Origin of the sequence: Devosia sp. Root413D1, from assembly GCF_001425235.1 — a bacterium.
GTDB lineage: Bacteria > Pseudomonadota > Alphaproteobacteria > Rhizobiales > Devosiaceae > Devosia_A.
Genome location: NZ_LMEA01000007.1, coordinates 631,064 through 646,103 on the forward strand (window position 1 = coordinate 631,064; position 15,040 = coordinate 646,103).

General features: G+C 66.1%; 15 protein-coding genes. 9 read left to right on the forward strand and 6 right to left on the reverse strand.

The genetic code is table 11. The features are described 5' to 3' along the window. Positions 1–4 precede the first annotated feature (4 nt). The 4 genes from ASC89_RS08000 to tpiA all read right to left on the reverse strand — a co-directional run bounded on the left by ASC89_RS08000 (position 5) and on the right by tpiA (position 3,646). The gene (locus ASC89_RS08000) at positions 5–502 is read right to left on the reverse strand and encodes a GNAT family N-acetyltransferase (protein WP_200940424.1); all 498 of its coding nucleotides are present in this window, start codon (positions 500–502) and stop codon (positions 5–7) included. Beyond that, positions 502–2,130, reverse strand: coding sequence for a CTP synthase (locus ASC89_RS08005; RefSeq protein ID WP_055996526.1), 1,629 nt, complete (start codon positions 2,128–2,130; stop codon positions 502–504). Before ASC89_RS08005 ends, ASC89_RS08000 begins: the two co-directional genes overlap by 1 nt. A 125-nt stretch (positions 2,131–2,255) precedes the next feature. After that, positions 2,256–2,786, reverse strand: a complete 531-nt coding sequence (gene secG / locus ASC89_RS08010; RefSeq protein ID WP_055881457.1) for a preprotein translocase subunit SecG — start codon at positions 2,784–2,786, stop codon at positions 2,256–2,258. 104 nt (positions 2,787–2,890) lie between these two features. Continuing rightward, on the reverse strand, positions 2,891–3,646 hold the full coding sequence (gene tpiA / locus ASC89_RS08015) for a triose-phosphate isomerase (protein WP_082528220.1): 756 nt from the start codon (positions 3,644–3,646) through the stop codon (positions 2,891–2,893). Between the two features lie 133 nt (positions 3,647–3,779). On the opposite strand from tpiA, the gene ASC89_RS08020 reads away from it, so the two are divergent. The 9 genes from ASC89_RS08020 to ASC89_RS08060 all read left to right on the forward strand — a co-directional run bounded on the left by ASC89_RS08020 (position 3,780) and on the right by ASC89_RS08060 (position 13,318). Continuing rightward, complete coding sequence (locus ASC89_RS08020; protein ID WP_055996529.1) at positions 3,780–5,654, forward strand: peptidylprolyl isomerase; 1,875 nt, start codon at positions 3,780–3,782, stop codon at positions 5,652–5,654. After that, positions 5,651–7,162 (forward strand): anthranilate synthase component I, encoded by a 1,512-nt coding sequence (gene trpE, locus ASC89_RS08025; protein ID WP_055996532.1) that lies wholly within the window; start codon positions 5,651–5,653, stop codon positions 7,160–7,162. The genes ASC89_RS08020 and trpE overlap by 4 nt, the downstream gene beginning before the upstream one ends. 98 nt (positions 7,163–7,260) lie before the next feature. Next, a complete protein-coding gene (locus tag ASC89_RS08030; RefSeq protein ID WP_055881465.1) occupies positions 7,261–7,857 on the forward strand; it encodes an aminodeoxychorismate/anthranilate synthase component II in 597 nt (198 codons plus the stop codon). Continuing rightward, positions 7,854–8,873, forward strand: a complete 1,020-nt coding sequence (gene trpD / locus ASC89_RS08035; RefSeq protein ID WP_055881468.1) for an anthranilate phosphoribosyltransferase — start codon at positions 7,854–7,856, stop codon at positions 8,871–8,873. Before ASC89_RS08030 ends, trpD begins: the two co-directional genes overlap by 4 nt. 3 nt (positions 8,874–8,876) lie before the next feature. Then, positions 8,877–9,668: an indole-3-glycerol phosphate synthase TrpC gene (trpC, locus tag ASC89_RS08040; protein WP_055881471.1), complete on the forward strand. Its 792-nt coding sequence runs from the start codon at positions 8,877–8,879 to the stop codon at positions 9,666–9,668. After that, entirely contained in the window at positions 9,668–10,132 is a 465-nt protein-coding gene (moaC, locus tag ASC89_RS08045) for a cyclic pyranopterin monophosphate synthase MoaC (protein WP_055996535.1), read from the forward strand. Before trpC ends, moaC begins: the two co-directional genes overlap by 1 nt. After that, on the forward strand, positions 10,129–11,334 hold the full coding sequence (glp, locus tag ASC89_RS08050; RefSeq protein ID WP_055881477.1) for a gephyrin-like molybdotransferase Glp: 1,206 nt from the start codon (positions 10,129–10,131) through the stop codon (positions 11,332–11,334). Before moaC ends, glp begins: the two co-directional genes overlap by 4 nt. 63 nt (positions 11,335–11,397) lie before the next feature. Next, positions 11,398–11,844, forward strand: a complete 447-nt coding sequence (gene cueR, locus ASC89_RS08055) for a Cu(I)-responsive transcriptional regulator (RefSeq protein ID WP_055881481.1) — start codon at positions 11,398–11,400, stop codon at positions 11,842–11,844. Between the two features lie 88 nt (positions 11,845–11,932). Beyond that, complete coding sequence (locus ASC89_RS08060; protein WP_055996538.1) at positions 11,933–13,318, forward strand: MFS transporter; 1,386 nt, start codon at positions 11,933–11,935, stop codon at positions 13,316–13,318. Positions 13,319–13,359: 41 nt separating this feature from the next. Here the strand turns inward: ASC89_RS08060 and cysW are convergent, their stop codons facing one another. After that, positions 13,360–14,199, reverse strand: coding sequence for a sulfate ABC transporter permease subunit CysW (gene cysW / locus ASC89_RS08065; protein WP_407065061.1), 840 nt, complete (start codon positions 14,197–14,199; stop codon positions 13,360–13,362). Continuing rightward, positions 14,186–15,031 (reverse strand): sulfate ABC transporter permease subunit CysT, encoded by an 846-nt coding sequence (gene cysT, locus ASC89_RS08070; protein ID WP_407065062.1) that lies wholly within the window; start codon positions 15,029–15,031, stop codon positions 14,186–14,188. Before cysT ends, cysW begins: the two co-directional genes overlap by 14 nt. Between the last annotated feature and the right edge of the window lie 9 nt (positions 15,032–15,040).

The window sequence follows — 15,040 nt, forward strand, 5'->3', positions numbered from 1 at the left end:
GAGCCTATCGCGGGCCGGGCAGCGCGAGATAGATGCTGTCGCACCATTCGTCGCCGAGCAGGAACGTATTCTTCGCTTCGCCGGTCCTGGCAAAACCGAGCTTCTCCAGCACCCGCAGCGATGCGAGGTTTCGCGGGTCGACATCGGCCAGCAACTGGTCGGTGAGCTGGCGCGAGAAGGCGTAGTCGATGAACGCCGCCGCCGCCTCGGAAGCAATCCCCCGCCCCCAATAGCCGGGGTGGATCATGAAACCGAAATCCGGCAGGCGGCCCGCGCCGACATCGCCGACCAACCGGCCCTCGAACTCGATCGCGAAATCCTCGCCACCCGCTGCCGTGCGCTCGATCTTCTGGTCGAGCCAGGCGCGGGTCACCTCACGATCGGCGTGCGGCAGCGTCGACCAGTAGCGCATCCCTCGCGCGTCCGACATGATCGCAAAGAACGCGTCCAGGTCGTCAGCACGTGGGCGGCGCAGCAGCAGCCGCGCCGTACGGATTTCCATCAGACCAGCCGGCTCTGTTCCTTCGCCGCTTCGATGAAGCTGGCAAAGAGCGGGTGCGGCTCGAACGGCTTCGACTTCAGCTCCGGGTGGAACTGCACGCCGATGAACCACGGGTGGTCGGTGCGTTCGACGATCTCGGGCAGCTTGCCGTCAGGCGAGACGCCGGAGAACAGCAGGCCATTCGCCTCGAGTACCTTGCGGTAGTTCATGTTCACTTCGTAGCGGTGACGGTGCCGCTCGGTGATGCGGGTCGAGCCGTAGATGTCGGCGACGCGAGACCCTTTGGCGAGCTGCGCCGGGTAGGAGCCGAGACGCATGGTGCCGCCGAGATCGGTTTCGGAACTGCGCGTAACCTGCTCGTTACCCTTGGTCCACTCGGTCATGATGCCGACGATCGGTTCCTTGGTCGGGCCGAACTCGGTGGAATTGGCGTTCTTGATGCCGGCGGTGTTCCGCGCCGCCTCGATGCAGGCCATCTGCATGCCGAAGCAGATGCCGAAATACGGCACGTCCTTCAGCCGCGCGAAGCGGGCCGCCTGAATCTTCCCTGCCGAGCCACGCTCGCCGAAGCCGCCCGGCACCAGGATGCCGTGGATATGTTCGAGATAGGGCGCCGGATCCTCGTGCTCGAAGATCTCGGAGTCGATCCAGTTGAGGTTGACCTTCACCCGGTTGGCGATGCCGCCATGCACCAGGGCTTCGCTGAGCGATTTGTACGCGTCCTTGAGGCCGGTATATTTGCCGACGATGGCGATGTTGACCTCGCCCTCCGGGTTGTGGAGGCGGGAGGACACATCCTCCCAGGCCTTGAGGTCCGGCGCCGGTGCGTCCTCGATGCCGAAAGCAGCGAGCACTTCGCGGTCGAGGCCTTCCTTGTGGTAGGCGAGCGGCACGTCGTAGATCGAAGCGACGTCGAGGCCCTGGATCACCGCGCTCTCGCGCACGTTGCAGAACAGCGCCAGCTTCTTGCGCTCGGAATGCGGGATCGGACGATCGCAGCGGATCAGCAGAATGTCCGGCGCGATGCCGATGGAGCGCAGCGTCGCCACCGAATGCTGGGTCGGCTTGGTCTTCAGCTCGCCGGCCGACGGAATGAACGGCATCAGCGTCAGGTGGACATAGATGGCGTGGCCGCGCGGCAGGTCGTTGCCGAACTGGCGGATCGCCTCGAAGAACGGCAGGCCTTCGATATCGCCGACGGTGCCGCCGACCTCGACGAGCACGAAGTCGAAATCCTCGTTGCCCTCGCGGATGAAGTCCTTGATGGCGTCGGTGACGTGCGGGATCACCTGCACGGTGGCGCCGAGGTAATCGCCGCGGCGCTCCTTGGCGATGATGTCGGAATAGATCCGGCCGGTGGTGATGTTGTCGCGCTTGTTGGCGTGCCGACCGGTGAAGCGCTCGTAATGACCGAGATCGAGGTCGGTTTCCGCGCCGTCGTCGGTGACGAACACCTCGCCGTGCTGGGTGGGCGACATCGTGCCCGGATCGACATTGAGGTAGGGGTCGAGCTTGCGGAGGCGGACCTTGTAGCCACGAGCCTGCAGCACCGCTCCGAGAGCGGCGGACGCAAGGCCTTTGCCCAATGAGGAAACCACGCCACCGGTGATGAAAACGTACCGAGCCATGGGCCTTTATCCTATTCGGTCGAAGTTCTGATTCTCAAGAGCGCCGCCGATCACGAACGGCACCCCACACAAAAAGAAGAAGGGGATGTTGCCATCCCCTTCCCCGGTTCGCTGTCGCGGCGGCCTCAGTTGGCGGGCGCCGCTGGTTGTTCTGTCGTCGCCGGCGCCGCCGGAGCTTCGGTAGCGGGCGCCGTTTCGGTGGGCACCGGCAGGTCGGAACCGGTCGCCGGAGCTTCGGTGGTGGTCGCCGGAGCTTCGGTGGTGGTCGACGGAGTGGTCGTCGTGGCCGGCGCCGGCGCGGTGGTCGTGTCAGTCGGAACCGGCAAGTCACCGGCGCTCTGCTGCTGCAGCTGCTGCAGCGCGTCGAGCACGGTCGTCGGCGCCGCGTCGCCACCCTGGGCGGCGCGGTCGAGGATGGAGCTCGTACCGCGATCAACCGAGGAGAGAATCGTCAGGCCGATGGCCGAGGCAAAGAACAGGGCCGCGAGGATTGCCGTGGTGCGGGTCAGAAGGTTCGCCGAACCACGGACCGAAATCAGCCCGTTGGCATTCGAGGAACCCATACCAAGCCCGCCGCCCTCCGACCGCTGCAGCAGGATCACTGCAATCAGCGCGAGCACGATCAGGAGGTAGGCGACGATCAGGACGTTGGCCATTGGACCTTCAGGCTTTCGATATCGGTTTGGCGCGCCTTCTACACGCGCGCCAACACAAATGCCAGCGCCATCCGCCGCCTTTCGCTCGGCGCCGGATGCGTCTTCTAGAGGGCGGAGATAATGGCGTGGAAGTCGTTTGCCAAGAGGCTTGCGCCCCCGACCAGCCCGCCATTGACGTTGGCGATGCGCAGGATCTCGCTGGCGTTGGACGGCTTCATCGAGCCGCCATAGAGGATGCGCACTGCCGCGCCGGGCTCGCCGAAGCGGGATTTCAGCTGGTCGCGGATGGCATTATGCATCTCAGCGATGTCGCTCGAAGTGGGAGTACGGCCGGTGCCGATGGCCCACACGGGCTCGTAGGCGATGACGATGTCGTGACCCGACCAGTCATCCGGCACCGAGCGTTCGAGTTGCCCGATAACCACGGCGACGGCATTGCCGGCGTCACGCTCGGCCTCGATCTCGCCCACGCAGATGATCGGCACGAGCCCGGAGGCGTGCGCCGCGAGCGCCTTCTGCTGCACCAGCACATCGGTTTCACCATGGTTGGTGCGGCGTTCCGAATGGCCGACGATCACGAACTGCGCCCCGGCATCGGCCAGCATCTGCGCGCTGATATCGCCGGTATGGGCGCCGCTGGCGGCCGGATGGCAGTCTTGTCCACCGGTGACGATGCCCGCGGGAGCCGCCAGTTCGTTGAGCCGCTCGAGCAGCGTGGCAGGCGGACAGATCACCACCGTTCCCCGCGGGCCGCCGCCATTGGCGAGGAGCGCGGCAAGCTTCTGCACCTCCCCCAGGGAGGCCGTGGTGCCGTTCATCTTCCAGTTGCCCGCGATCAGCGGCGTTATCTCTGCCGTCACCTTGACGCTCCTTCTACTTGCCTATTGTGGGAGTTTCCCATAACCCCCGTCCCGATGTGCCTTGCGGCACAAACTCGACCCTGTCTAGTATCCGCCGCCCGCCGGGGAGGCGGCTGTTGTTGGATTTGTCTCGATGCTCGATAGCTTTCGCCACCTGACCAAGACCTGGTTCGGCAAGATTCTCGGCGCCTTTCTGATTGTCGGCCTGGCGGGGTTCGGTATTTCGAACGTCATCACCGGCTTTGGCACGAACACCGTAGCCACCGTCGCCGGACAGGATATTTCGGTTCGCGACTATCAGCGCGCCTACAATACCCAGATCAATGCTGTCGCCCAGCAGATCGGGCGCGTGCCGACCGTCGAGGAAGCCAATGTCTTCGGCGTACCGGGCGCGGTGCTCGACCGGCTCGCTGGTGAGGCCGCCGTCAACAAGCTCGGCGAGGACCTCGGCCTCGGCGTCTCCGAGGACCGCCTCGGCAAGATGCTGCGCGAGGACCCGAGCTTTTCGAGCGCGCTTGGTGCGTTCGATCGCAGCAATTTCCTGCGCGTGCTGCAACAGAATGGTTTCACCGAAGCTGAGTATTTCGACCTCCAGACCAAGGCGGCGCGCCGCCAGCAACTGGTGAGCGGCCTGCTCTCCGGTGCGCCGGCGCCTACGACCGCTACCGAGCTGTTGAGCCGCTTTTCGGGCGACACGCGGACTGTCGACTACTTCATCCTGAACGCCCAGGCCCTGCCCCCGGTTGCCGAACCGACGGAAGAAGAGCTGGCGACCTACCTCAAGGACAACCAGGCCAATTTCCGCACCAAGGCGACCCGTACGATCGAGCTGCTGGCGCTGTCACCCGAGGCGATCGCCGCTACCAAGACCATTTCAGATGAAGACGTCGCGGCCGAATACGAGCGCACCAAGCAGAGCCGCGTGAAGATCGAGCGGCGCACCGTCAAGCAGGTGGTGCTCAACACGCCCGAGCTCGAGAAGGCCTTCACCGACGGCAAGGCCGCCGCTACGCCGTTCGCCGACGTGCTCGCCGCCAGCGGCGCGAGCGCGCAGGATCTGGGCAACCTCAGCAAGACCGAGATCACCGATAGCAGCCTGGCCGACGCGGCGTTCGGGCTGGCGCTGAACGACTACGTCATCATCGAGGGCATCGGCTCGAAGCGCGCCGTCACCGTTTCGGCGATCGAGCCGGGCGGCGTCATCAGCCTCGAGGACGCCAAGGCCGATATCGCCAAGCAGTTGGCGCTCACCCAGGCCCGCAACGAATATACCGACGTGCTCGACCAGATCGAGGAACTGCGCGCCGCGTTCAAGCCGCTGCCGGAGATCGCCGAGCGCTTTGGCCTCCACACCGTGACCGTCCCGCTGACCGAAACCGGTGCGGAGCTCGCCAACAGCCCCGATGTCGGCCCTGAGGATGCGCAGCGCATCGCCACCGCGGTGTTCAAGGCCGAGCAGGGCAACCTCGCTCCGACCATCCAGCTGAGCTCGACCCGCAACCTCTGGTTCGACCTCAAGCAGGTCGAGGACGCGCGAGACCAGACGCTCGACGAGGTCCGCGACGCGGTGATCACTGCCTGGACCAATGCCAAGACCGACGAAGCCGTCACCGCCGAAGCAGCCAAGCTGCTCGAGCAGGTGAAGGCCGGCACCGCATTTGCCGACGTTGCCAGCAGCATCGGCCAGTTCCCGATCCTCAGCCAGCCGCTGAAGCGCGCTGGCGACGGCACGACCGTGCTGAACCAGGCGGTAGCCAATGAGATCTTCAACGGCGGCCCGACGCATTTCGGCTCGGCGGTGAACGGCGACGGCGACCACGTGGTGTTCCAGGTGGTCGAAGTGAACCAGGGCACCTCCGACCAGACGGCCGAGATCAAGAAGTTCGTCGAAGAGTCGAGCCGTGATGCGCTCTACAGCGATCTGCTGACCGGGTTGAAGTCGGAAGCCGGCCTCAGGATCAACGAGCAGGTCCTGAAGCAACTTACCGATACCGGCGCCCTGCAATGACCGCTGACGACCAGTACGGCGCCTTCGCGGCCGGATACGATGCCGGCCGCGCCCAGATCGTCTTCCGGCGTGTCGTCGCCGATCTGGAAACGCCGATCGGCGCCTACCTGAAGCTCGCCGAGGGGCGGAAGAACACCTTCCTGCTCGAGAGCGTGCAGGATGGCGCCACTGTCGGGCGCTACTCGATGATCGGCTTCGATCCGGACATCATCCTCAAGGTCGAGCGGGGTCAGGCGAGCATCAATCGCAATGCCGGCCTGACGCCCGACGCCTTCACCCCGGTCAGCGAGCCGCCGCTCGATGTGCTGCGCGCCCTGGTGGCGGAGAGCCAGGCCGAAGTGCCGCCCGGTCTTCCCTCGACTGCGGCCGGCATCTACGGCTATCTCGGCTACGACATGGTGCGCCTGATGGAGGTGCTGCCCGACCGCCACGAGGATCCGCTGGGTTTCCCCGAAGCGATCCTGATGCGGCCCACCGTGCTCGCCGTGTTCGATACGCTGAAGGACGAACTCTATCTCACTGCGCCGGTCTACATCCGCCCGGGCGTGACCGCCCGGCAGGCCTGGGAAGGTGCGCAGAGCCGCATCGATGATGCCGTTGGCCGCATGGGGCGCACCCTGCCCTACACCTCGACCCCGCCCGATATCGACGCCATCGCGGTCAAGTCCAACACCAGCGTCGAGCAGTATGCCCGCATGGTCGAGGACGCCAAGGAATACATCCGGGCCGGCGACATCTTCCAGGTGGTGCTGAGCCAGCGCTTCGAGGCCGAGTTCACGCTGCCGCCGACCGCGCTCTATCGCGCGCTGCGCCGCACCAACCCCTCGCCCTACATGTACATGCTGGATTTCGGCGATTTCGCCGTCGCGGGCTCAAGCCCGGAAATCCTGGTCAAGGTGCAGGACGGCAAGGTCAACATCCGCCCCATCGCCGGCACCCGCAAACGTGGCGCCACGCCGACGCGCGACAAGGAACTGGCGGACGAGCTGCTGAGCGACCCCAAGGAACTGGCCGAGCACTTGATGCTGCTCGACCTCGGCCGCAACGACGTCGGCCGGGTGGCCAAGATCGGTAGCGTCGAGGTTACCGACAAGTTCTTCCTCGAGTACTACTCGCACGTCATGCACATCGTCTCGAACGTCGTGGGCGACCTCGACCCGAAATACGATTTCGTCGATGCGCTGGCCGCCGGCTTCCCGGCCGGCACCGTCTCGGGCGCGCCAAAAGTCCGGGCGATGGAGATCATCGACGAACTCGAGAAATCGCGCCGCGGCATTTATGGCGGCTGCGTCGGCTATTTCGGCGCTGACGGCACGATGGATACCTGCATCGTGCTGCGCACCGCGATCGTCGCCAAGGGTAAGATCTACGTACAGTCGGGCGCCGGTATCGTCGCCGACAGCAAGGCCGAGCTCGAGCAGCTCGAATGCGAGAACAAGGCGCGCGCCCTGTTCAGCGCCGCAGAAGAGGCGCTCCGCTATGCCGGCGAAGCGCGGGTTGGCCAATGAGCACTCTACGATGGCGGGGGCAGCTCTGATTCTGTGATTTCCGCTTTCGCGGGAATGACCCGGTGTTTTACATAACGTCCGAGCCTGGAAACTGAGACATGCGCCTCCTCGTCATCGATAACTACGACAGCTTCACCTACAACCTCGTCCACTTCCTGGGCGAACTGGGCGGCGAGTCCGAGGTGTGGCGCAACGACAAGATCACCCTCGATCAGGTCGCGGCGATTGCCCCCGAAGCCATTGTACTGTCGCCGGGTCCCGCGACCCCCGATACGGCCGGCATCTGCCTCAGCCTGATCGAGCGCTTCGCGCCGACAACGCCGATCCTCGGGGTGTGCCTTGGGCACCAGGCGCTGGGCCAGGCGATGGGCGGCGAGGTGATCCGCGCGCCGCAGCTGATGCACGGCAAGACCAGCAAGATCAATCACAGCGGCAAGGGCCTGTTCCGCGGGCTGAATTCCGGTTTCGAAGCGACGCGCTACCACTCGCTGATCGTCAGGCCTCAAAGCCTGCCGGATGTGCTGGAGGTCACCGCCTCCACCGATGACGGGCTGATCATGGGCATGCAGCACCGGAACTACCCGAGCCACGGCGTGCAGTTCCACCCCGAGAGCATCGCGTCGGAAAACGGGCACGCGATCCTGCAGAATTTCCTCAACCTCGCCCGCGACTTCAACCTCAGGAAGGCCGCGTGATGGATATCAAGGGAGCTCTCAACAAGATCGCATCGCGCCAGGATCTGACCGGCGAGGAAATGCGCGCCGTGATGACCACGATCATGGATGGCGAAGCGACGCCGAGCCAGATCGGCGCGTTCCTGATGGGCATGCGGGTGAAGGGCGAGACGGTCGGCGAGATCGCCGCGGCCGTGTCGATCCTTCGTGACAAGATGGTGCCGGTGGCGGTCGACGCCCCGGACAGCATCATCGATATCGTCGGCACCGGTGGCGACGGGGCGGAGACGCTGAATATTTCGACCGCGACATCGATCGTCGTGGCGGGTGCCGGCGTTCCAGTGGCCAAGCACGGCAACCGCGCGCTGAGTTCCAGGTCGGGCGCCTCCGATGTGCTGCAGGCCCTCGGTATCAAAACCGATATCGGGCCCGACAAGATCAGCCAGTGCATCCGCGAGGCCAGCATCGGCTTCATGTTCGCGCCGGCGCATCACCCGGCGATGAAGCATGTCGGCCCCACCCGCATGGAGATGGGCACCCGCACCATGTTCAACCTGCTGGGGCCGCAGTCGAACCCGGCCGGCGCCCGCCGCTACATGCTGGGTGTCTACGACAAGAAATGGGTCGAACCGGTCGCCGCGGCGCTGCTTGCCAACCGCGCCATTTCGGCCTGGGTCGTGCATGGCGCCGATGGCATCGATGAGCTCTCGACCACCGGCCCGAGCTTCGTCGCCTCGATCAAGGGCGGGGACCTGCGCAGTTTCGAGATCACCCCGGAGGATGCCGGCCTGCCGCGCGCCACCATGGCCGACCTCAAGGGCGCTGACCCGGCCTACAACGCCTCGCGGCTGCGCGGGCTGCTGGATGGGGTGAAAGACCCCTATCGCGATATCGTGCTGCTCAACGCCGCCGCCGCCTTCATCGTCGCCGGCCGCGCCGACACGCTGAAGCTCGGCGCCGATCTTGCGGCCCGCGAGATTGACTCCGGTCGCGCCAAATTGACGCTCGACAAACTCATTTCCGTATCGAACAGCTGACCCATGTCCGACATCCTCTCCCAGATCGAAATCTACAAACGCGAGGAAATCGCCGCGGCGAAGACCCTCCGCCCCTGGAACGAGGTGGTCGCCGAAGCGCATGACGCGCCTCCGGTGCGGCGGTTCCTCTCGGCGCTGAAAAAGAAGCGGGCTGACAACCAGTTCGCGCTGATCGCCGAAGTGAAGAAGGCGAGCCCCTCCAAGGGCCTGATCCGTCCCGACTTCAACCCAGCCGAGATCGCCCGGGCCTATGAACTGGGTGGCGCCTCCTGTCTCTCCGTGCTCACCGACCGCCCGAGCTTTCAGGGCGCGCCGGGCTACCTGATCGAGGCGCGCAACGCCACCAAGCTCCCGGTGCTGCGCAAGGATTTCCTGTTCGAGACCTACCAGGTGGCCGAGAGCCGCGCCTGGGGCGCTGACTGCATCCTGATCATCCTCGCCGCGGTCAACGACGACACCGCGCGCTACCTGCTCGACGCCGCCGAGGAGTGGCGGATGGATGCGCTGGTGGAAGTGCACGACCAGATCGAGCTCGATCGGGCGCTGGGGCTGAATGCCGAGTTCATCGGCATTAATAACCGGAACCTGCGCACCTTCGAGACGACGCTCAACACCTCGGTGACCCTCGCCGGCGGCGTGCCGCAGGGGGTGCACCTGGTGTCGGAAAGCGGCGTCAACACCCATGCCGACCTGGTGAAGCTCGAGCATGCCGGCATCGGCACCTTCCTCGTCGGCGAGAGCCTGATGCGCCAGGACGACGTCACCGCCGCAACCATCAAGCTGCTGCACGGCTGATGGCGCTCACCCACCTCAACCAGCGGGGGGAAGCGCATATCGTCGATATCGGCGACAAGGCCACGACTCGCCGCCGGGCGGTGGCAACAGCGCGGCTGGAAGCCAAGCCCGAGACAGTGGCGCTGATCCTTGGCGGCGAACTGAAAAAGGGCGATGCCCTGGCCGTAGCCCGCATCGCCGGCATCATGGCGGCCAAGAAAACCTCCGAGCTGATCCCGCTCTGCCATCCGATTCCGCTGACCAAGGTGAGCGTTGAGATCGAAGGCGACGGCCCTGCCCTGCTGGTGACGGCGACCGCCGAGACCACAGCGCAGACCGGCGTCGAGATGGAGGCGATGACGGCGGCTTCAGTCGCCGCGCTGACCCTCTACGACATGGCCAAGTCGCATGATCGCGCCATGCGGGTGACCTCCATCCAGCTCGAGGAGAAATCGGGCGGCAAGTCGGGTGATTTCCACCGATGATGCCGGTCGACGAAGCCATCGAGCGGATATTCAGGAAGCTGCCCAAGCTCGGCAGCGAGGCGCTGCCGCTGGTCCGCGCGCATCGCCGCGTGCTCGCCCAGCCACTGGTGGCGCGGCACAGCCAGCCGCCGTTCGATGCCAGCGCCATGGACGGCTACGCCGTACGCGCCGCCGAGGTGGTGCCGGGCCAGCCGCTGAAGCTGGCCGGCACCTCGCAGGCCGGCGCCCGCTTCGTCGGTATGATGGAGCATGGCCAGTGCGTCCGCATCTTCACCGGCGCGCCGTTGCCGATCGGCGCCGATGCGGTGATCATGCAGGAAGAAGCGACGGCCAAGGGCAACCAGATCAGCTTCGAGAAGGTGCCCAAGCCCGGCCAGAGCGTCCGCAAGCAGGGCTTTGACTTCAAGCGCGGCGCCGAGCTGCTGCCGGCGGGTGTGGCGCTGACCCCGGCGATGTTGAACCTCGCCGCTTCGGCCAACCACCCGACCTTGACCGTGACGCGCCGACCCCGGATAGCCGTGCTGGCGACCGGCGACGAACTGGTAGCGCCGGGCACGCCGCTCGGGCCGGACCAGATCATTGCCTCGAACACCTACGGACTGATCCCGCTGCTGGCGCCCTGGGCCGAACAGGTGATCGACCTCGGCATCGTCGCTGACGACAAGGATAAGCTCGAGGCGGCGCTGCTTGGCGCCTTCGACCAGGGCGTCGACATGCTGGTCACCACTGGCGGTGCCAGCGTTGGCGAGCGCGATTACGTCCAGGAAGTGCTGCGCGACCTGGGCGTCGAGGTGGATTTCTGGAAGCTCAGGATGCGACCGGGCAAGCCTCTGATGTTCGGCACCCGCGGCAAGACGCTGGTGTTCGGCCTGCCGGGCAACCCAGTCTCGGCGCTGGTAACGGCCACCGTGATCCTGAAGCCGGCGCTCAGAGCGCTCACCGGCCACATCGATCCGTTCTGGCCGCGCATTGGCGTCCCCACCCTGCTCGGCCTGCCGCCGAACGGGCCGCGCCGGCACTTCATGCGAGCGACGCTCAGCCGCAACGACATTGGCTTCCTGCAGGTGGAGCCGATCTTCGAGACCGATTCGAGCCACTCGACCTCGCTGGCGCTGGCCGACGCACTGATCGTCGTGCCGGAGGATTCTCCGGGCGTGCCGCCGGGCGAGATCGTCGACGTGATCCCGCTCAGCTGGGGCTGACTCGGACTTGACCTTCCCATCATGGGAAGGTGTATCCGCCTCCTGCTGACAAGGAGGCATTGCATGAACATCGGACAGGCCGCGAAGGCCACCGGCATCTCCACCAAGATGATCCGCTACTACGAATCGATCGGGCTGGTCGCTGCCCCGCACCGGACCGAGTCCGGTTATCGGGTCTATCTCGACGACGATCTGCATGCGCTGCGCTTCATCAATCGGGCTCGTGACCTCGGCTTCTCGGTCGAACAGATGCGCGACCTGCTGACGCTGTGGCGCGATCGCGACCGGGCCAGTGCCGACGTCAAGGCGATCGCCCGCGCGCATATCGCGGTGCTGGCCGAGAAGGCGCGCGCCCTCGCCGCGATGAGCGAGACGCTGCAGCACCTGGCTGAAACCTGCCACGGCGATGACCGGCCGAGCTGCCCGATCATCGAGAAGATCGCCGCTGCCGTGCCGTCTTCGGGCCGTCCGGCAAACCGCCCGCGCTTCGGCATCGCGCAGTTGCACTGAGGCTTGACCCTCCAAACATTGGAACCCTTAGGCACCTCGATCGATGCCGCGCGACTCCCGCGCCGGACCAGTCGAAAGGACCTTTCCAATGCAACCCGATCCACGGCGGTGGTGGGGCCTGGCGCTGCTGAGCGCCGCCCAGTTCATCGTCATTCTCGATACCTCGATCGTCGGCGTCGCCCTGCCGGCGATCCAGACCCAGCTCGGTTTCTCGCCCGAGAACCTCAGCTGGATCTTCAACGCCTATGTCGTCGCCTTTGGTGGCCTGTTGCTGCTCGGCGGCAAGCTGAGCGACGTGTTCGGGGCGCGCCGCATGTTCGCGCTCGGCTTCGTCATACTGACCGCAGCCTCGATTCTGGCTGGTGTCGCGAGCTCTCAGGCCATGCTGATCGCCGGCCGCGCCATCCAGGGTGTTGGCGCAGCGCTGATTGCGCCGTCGGCGCTGGTGCTGCTGATGCAGCTGTTCGCGCATGATGGTCGCGAGCTCGGCAAGGCGTTCGGCGTCTGGGGCGCCGCCGCGGCTGCCGGTGGCACCGCCGGGGTGTTCCTCGGCGGCGTTATCACCGAGTGGCTGAGCTGGCCCTGGACCTTCCTCGTCAACGTGCCGCTCGGCGCGCTGGTGTTGCTGCTGACCCCCGCCCTGCTGCCGCGGGTGCATGGCGGCATCGGCCGGATCGACTGGCTCGGCGCCATCACCATCACCGGTGCGCTGTCGCTGGCGGTCTACGCCATCGTCACCACCGGTCCGGGACAATGGTCATCGCCCACGACGCTGACCCTGCTCGGTGTGGCGGCGCTGCTGTTCGTCGGCTTTGTCGCGCTGCAGGCCATGGGCCGGCAGCCCTTGCTGCCGCTCTCGATCTTCGCGACCCCGAACCTCGCGGCTGCGAACCTGCTGATGGCGCTGCTCGGCGCGGCGTGGATTCCGCTGTGGTTCTACCTCAACCTCTACCTGCAGCAGGTGCTGGGGCTGTCGGCGCTCTATAGCGGCCTGGCGCTGGTGCCGATGACCATCACCATCATGGTGCTGATGGTCTGGCTGTCGGGCCGGCTGGTCGGCCGCTTCGGTATCAAGGCCAACCTCGTGGCCGGCCTGCTCGCCATGGCCGTTGCGCTGTTCCTGTTCACCCGCGTGCCCGCCGACGGCGACTTCTGGGTCGACGTGCTGCCAGCCTCGCTGCTGGCCGCGCTGGGCATGGCGCTGGCCTACATCCCGGCCACCATGGCCGGCATGTCCAGCGCACGCCCCGAGCAGACCGGGCTCGCTTCTGGCCTGATCAGCACCACCTATCAGGTCGGCTCGGCCATCGGCCTCGCCGCCATGGTGGCGGTGGCGGCGGGAAGCGGCTCAGACCTGCTGGCCGGCTTCCAGGCGGCATTCTTCGGGGCGATGATCGTCGCGGCGGTCGCCGCGCTGGCCGCGCTGCTGTTCATCAGCGGCACCCCGGCCACGCAGGCGGCAGCCGCGGAGTAGCGAGAATGGGCCCGGCGTCGGCGCCGGGCCTCACTCCACCGCTAGTGCCTGGTCTTCCGCTCGAGCACCGACTTGAGGACGATGGTGAGCACGGCCAGCAGCGCCAGCGTCGAGGCGGCGGCGAAGGCGCCGGTGACGTTGAAATCGTTGAACAAGAGCTCGATCTGCAGCGGCAGCGTATTGGTCTGGCCGCGGATGGCGCCCGAAACCACCGACACCGCGCCGAACTCGCCGATCACCCGGGCATTGCACAGCACCGCGCCATAGAGCAGCGCCCAGCGGATGTTGGGCAACGTTACGTGCCAGAAGATCTGCCGGCCGTTGGCGCCGAGCGACAGCGCCGCCTCCTCGTCTTCGCCGCCCTGCTGCTGCATCAGCGGGATCAGCTCGCGCGCCACGAACGGCGAGGTGACGAACAGCGAGACGAGGAAAATCGCCCACACCGTGAACATCAGCTTGAGGTCGAACTGCGCCAGCAGCGGGCCGAGCAGCCCCTGCCCGCCATAGAGGAACAGGTAGATCACACCAGCCACGATCGGGCTCACCGAGAACGGGATCTCGATGAAGGTGATGAGCAGCCGTTTGCCGCGGAATTCGTAGCGCGTCACCAGCCAGGCGGCGGCGATGCCGAACCCGACATTGATCGGCACCACGACGATCGCCGCCAGCACGGTGAGAAAGATCGCGTGCAGCGTTTCGGGTTCGACGATGTTGGCGAGATAGACGCCGACGCCTTCGCGAAATCCGGTGACGACGATCAGCAGCAACGGCACCAGCAGCACGGCGCCGGCCATCAGGTAGGCGAGCCCGATCAGCCCCCACGCCACCGCGGATTGCGGGCGGCGCGGATCGGCCGGGAGCGACGCGTCAGCGGGATTTATCTGCATAGCGGAGCTGCCAGGCTTGAAGCAGGTTGGTAAGGAACAGGGTGACGAACGCAGTCGCCAGCAGCACGGTCGCGAGCGCGGCGGCGGCCGGGTAATTGTGCTCGTCGAGCCGGATGAAGATCAGCAGCGAGACGATCTCGGTCATCCCCGGCAGGTTCCCGGCAATGAACACCACGGCGCCGAACTCGCCGATGGCGCGGGCAAAGCAGAGCACCACACCGGTGGTGAAAGCCGGCAGGATCAGCGGCAGGATCACCCGCGAGAACACCTGGAACGGCGTCGCGCCGAGCAGCCGGGCTGCCTCCTGCACGTCCTCGGGAATGTCCTCCAGCACCGGCTGCACCGTACGCACCACGAAGGGCAGCGAGGTGAAGGCCATGGCGACGATGATGCCAAGCTGCGCGTGGGTGACAGTGACCCCGAGCGGCACGAGGATTTGCCCATACCAGCCGGCCGGACCGAACAGCGTCACCAGCGCGAGGCCGGCGACAGCGGTCGGCAACGCGAATGGCAGGTCGACCAGCCCGTCGATGATGCGCTTGCCGGGGAATTCGTAGCGCACCAGCACCCAGGCCAGCAGCAGGCCGAAAAAGCCGTTGAACACCGCTGCGGCAGCGGCGGAGGAGAAGGTGATCCAGTAGGCCGAAATCGCCCGTGGCGACGAGACGATGCGCCAGAACTCCGGCCAGCCGAGGCTGAAGGTCTTGAGCAGCATTGCCGCCAGCGGCAGCGCCACGATCAGGACGAGATAGAGCGCCGTGATGCCGAAGGTCAGCCCGAAGCCCGGCAGCAGATGCCTGCGACCGGGCTTTCGCGCCTTCGGCAGGCGCGTTCC

Excerpts from the sequence above, each read along its gene's own strand:
- ASC89_RS08000 (WP_200940424.1), bottom strand. The coding sequence starts at position 502 with ATGGAAATCCGTACGGCGCGGCTGCTGCTGCGCCGCCCACGTGCTGAC.
- ASC89_RS08005 (WP_055996526.1), bottom strand. The coding sequence starts at position 2,130 with ATGGCTCGGTACGTTTTCATCACCGGTGGCGTGGTTTCCTCATTGGGC.
- secG (WP_055881457.1), bottom strand. The coding sequence starts at position 2,786 with ATGGCCAACGTCCTGATCGTCGCCTACCTCCTGATCGTGCTCGCGCTG.
- ASC89_RS08020 (WP_055996529.1), top strand. The coding sequence starts at position 3,780 with ATGCTCGATAGCTTTCGCCACCTGACCAAGACCTGGTTCGGCAAGATT.
- trpE (WP_055996532.1), top strand. The coding sequence starts at position 5,651 with ATGACCGCTGACGACCAGTACGGCGCCTTCGCGGCCGGATACGATGCC.
- ASC89_RS08030 (WP_055881465.1), top strand. The coding sequence starts at position 7,261 with ATGCGCCTCCTCGTCATCGATAACTACGACAGCTTCACCTACAACCTC.
- trpC (WP_055881471.1), top strand. The coding sequence starts at position 8,877 with ATGTCCGACATCCTCTCCCAGATCGAAATCTACAAACGCGAGGAAATC.
- moaC (WP_055996535.1), top strand. The coding sequence starts at position 9,668 with ATGGCGCTCACCCACCTCAACCAGCGGGGGGAAGCGCATATCGTCGAT.
- glp (WP_055881477.1), top strand. The coding sequence starts at position 10,129 with ATGATGCCGGTCGACGAAGCCATCGAGCGGATATTCAGGAAGCTGCCC.
- cueR (WP_055881481.1), top strand. The coding sequence starts at position 11,398 with ATGAACATCGGACAGGCCGCGAAGGCCACCGGCATCTCCACCAAGATG.
- ASC89_RS08060 (WP_055996538.1), top strand. The coding sequence starts at position 11,933 with ATGCAACCCGATCCACGGCGGTGGTGGGGCCTGGCGCTGCTGAGCGCC.